General features: G+C 70.6%; 2 protein-coding genes. One reads left to right on the forward strand and one right to left on the reverse strand.

What is annotated here, in order from left to right; all coding sequences use genetic code 11:
* Positions 1-157: 157 nt before the first annotated feature.
* A complete protein-coding gene (locus ACWGH4_RS33065; protein ID WP_453467353.1) occupies positions 158-1513 on the reverse strand; it encodes a cytochrome P450 in 1356 nt (451 codons plus the stop codon).
* Positions 1514-1872: 359 nt separating this feature from the next.
* Between ACWGH4_RS33065 and ACWGH4_RS33070 the strand changes: the two genes are divergently transcribed.
* Entirely contained in the window at positions 1873-3288 is a 1416-nt protein-coding gene (locus ACWGH4_RS33070; protein WP_441261803.1) for a cytochrome P450, read from the forward strand.
* Positions 3289-3405 lie beyond the last annotated feature (117 nt).

The raw sequence follows: 3405 nt of genomic DNA on the forward strand, positions 1-3405 counted from the left end.
CCCACGCGCCGGGCGCCCCAGGAGGACGGCCGGTCGGCGAAGCGAACACACCTTCGCGCGGCCGGCCTTGGCGACGCGAAAACGCCTTCGCGGCGACGTCACTCTCGTGATCGCCGGGCCGACGCCACGACCGGCGCGGGACGGCCGTACCGCCCGGTCAGTCGCGGGGACTCACGGTCATGGGGATGCGGTCCGCGTGCACGACGGCGGAGGCGACCTCCTTGGGCGTGTGTCCGGGAGCGGGGCTCAGCTTCCATCGCTGCAGGACGGTCGCGATGGCGATCGTCGCCTCGGTCCAGACGAACTGGTCCCCGATGCACTTGCGGTTGCCTGCGCCGAACGGGACGTAGGCGTGACGGGGGACGGCCGTTCGCCGCTCAGGAAGCCACCGGTCGGGGTCGAACGACGCGGCGTCGTCGTAGACGGCGGGGTCCCGGTGCAGGGCGTAGAGGCTGAACGCGACTTCGGTCCCGGCGGGGAGCCGGTGCCGGCCGAGCTGCACCGGTACGGTGGTCCGGCGCATCAGCAGGGTGACCCCGTGCAGCCGCAGCACCTCGTCGAGGACGCGGCGGATGCTCGTCAGCCGCGGGACGTCGGCGATCGTGACCGGCCCCTCCCCCACGACCGACCGGATCTCGGCGACGATCTGCTCCTCTATGTCGGGGCGGGCGACGAGCTCGTGGAACGCCCAGGCCAGAGCTGACGCGGTCGTCTCCGCGCCCGCGAACATCACGGTGCTCAGCTCGTCCCTGACCTCCGTGTCGGTCAGCCCTTGCCCGCTGTCCTCGTCCTGGGCGGCGAGCAGCAGGGTGAGGAGGTCGGACCGGTCGGTCTGTCCGTCGCGGCGTGCCTGGGCCACCACCTCGTCGATCACGGAGCGCAGTTGGGCGGCGGCCCTGTCGAAGTCGCGGTTCGCCCGGATCGGAAGCCGGTCGAGGAACTTGGGCGAGGCCGCCCGTATGAGGAGATTCTTCAAAAGTACGGGGAGGTTCTTGCGCACGGCTTCGACGGCCGGCATGCCCATCTCGGTCGAGAACATCGTGTCGGCGAGCGTCTCGATGGCGTACTCGGCCATCGCCTGCTGGATGTCGACCACACTGCCGGGCGCCCACGAGTCGGCCATCGCCTCCGCGTTGCGGCGCATGGTGTGGGAGTAGCCGTGGATGCGCTCCTTCGAGAACATCGGCTGGACCATCCGCCTGTGCCGGCGGTGCAGTTCGCCGTCGGCGTTCGCCAGGCCGTTGCCCGCCAGGGGGCGCAGCCGGTCGAAGAACCTTCCCTTCTCGAAGCTGCGGGCCTGGGCCACGGTGATCTCGTGCACGAGTTCGGGTGTGGTGGCCACATACACCGGCAGGCGCCCCAGGTCGACGCGGACCACATCGCCGTGACCGCGGAGCGACTGCACGAACTTGAGCGGGTCGCGCCACAACGTGAGCGCATGCCCCAGAAGAGGTACTGCGCCAGGGGCGCGGGTGACGACCGATTCGGCTCTGCCCAGCTCTTCAACTGACATAAGGGGGGTCCTCTCTTGCTCTCTGCGGTCGGCCGTCCTGGGGATGACCTGGCCTGATCACACCATCCGCGGCGGTTCCGCGCGAGGGCGCACGGGGAGGGCAACACCCCCATGCGGCACCTGTGGTGTTATGTGATGTTGTGCTGACAGGGGGTCAAGAAGCGTATGCTGCGGACGCTTCCCGCTTCTCGATCCTCCGAAGAGGACGCCTCACGCGGAGGCAGCGCACCGCCTCGGTGCCCCAGCGACGCGCGTACCGAGAGGCCGCCGCTCGCCAGGACGCGGAGGGTGCCACTCACGGGTTGAAAGGGCGGCTGGGGCATCACGTTGACCGCAAGCAGTCGCCCTCGGAGGGCCTCGTGACCATCCCGTATGCAGACGGCACCGGAACGCCTGCCGCCGTCCCGCCACCTCAGTGCCCCGCGCACGCCCACGGCCTGGACGGACGGCAGCGCCTGTACGGGCCCGAGGCGGACGCACCGTACGCCCTCTACGAGAGAATGCGCCGCGAGCACGGCCAAGTGGCGCCGGTGCTGCTCCCCGGTGACGTACCCGCGTGGTTCGTCCTCGGGCACAGGGAGAACCTCGACGTCATGCGCAGCCCGTCGCTGTGGTCGTGCGACTCCCGTATCTGGAACGTGAAGCTGGCGGCCGATTCGCCGCTCCTGCCGATCACGGCCTGGCAGCCGCTGCTCGTCTTCGCGGACGACCCGGAACACGCGCGGCTGCGGGCGGCGGTGACGGAGAGTCTGGGCAAGTTCAACCGCCACGGCATTCGCCGCTACGTCGTCCGGCACACCCAGCAGTTGGTCGACTCGTTCTCCCGCACCGGCCGGGCGGACCTCGTCACCGATTTCGCGGAGAAGCTGTCGGTCCTGGTCCTCGCGCGCCAGATGGGCGTGCGCGACGAGGACGCGCTCCCCCTCGGTACGGCCGTGCGCAACATGGTCAAGGGCACAGAGACGGCTCTGCAGAGCAACGAGTACGTCGTCTCCCTCATGTCCGACCTGGTGGAGCGGAAGAAGGCCGCCCCCGGTGACGACCTCGCGAGCTGGCTCCTGGCCCACGAGTCGGAGCTCAGCGACCAGGAGGTGATGGAGCACCTGCGCCACGCCATCGTGGCCGCACACGAGAACACGACCAACCTGATGGCGAACACGCTGCGGACGGTCATGACCGACCGGCGCTTCCGCGCGAGCCTCTCCGGTGGGTCCCTGACCCTGCCCGACGCCCTGGACCAGGTCATGTGGGACGCCCCGCCCATGTCGGTCGGCGCGTTCCGGTGGGCGCGACGGGACACCAAGCTGGGTGATCAGGTCATCCGGGCGGGCGACATGGTGATGCTCGGCCTGGCGGCCGGCAACGTCGATCCGGAGATCCGGCCCGACCTGAATGCGCCCGTGCACGGCAACCGTTCGCATCTGGCATTCAGCGCCGGTCCGCACGAGTGCCCCGGCCAGGACATCGGCCGCGCCATCGCCGACACCGGCATCGACACACTGCTGGCACGGCTCCCCGACATCGAACTCGCCGTGTCGGAGGCTGAGCTGGACTTCACCTCCTCGCTCGTCTCCACCCGGCTCAACAGCCTGCCCGCACGCTTCACCCCGCGTCGCGGTGGGGTCGCGGAGGCACCGGAACCGAGCGCTCCGGCCAAGGCGCAGCCGCTGCCGACGGCCGTCGCGCCAGCCCGGCCGCCGATGCCGGTGGCGGCCGATGTCGCGCCGCCGCGGGCCGCCTGGTGGCAGCGCTTCCTCGGGATCCGCACGCGGTGACGCCCTCGGGCCCGAACCCCGGGTTCGGGCCCGCCACGGGCCGGGGCGGGGGCCGCCGAGCCGGGCGACACGGCAAAAGAATGTGCGTATCCGGATTCCGGTTGACACGCTGAGGTC

The organism is Streptomyces sp. NPDC054847, assembly GCF_053610925.1.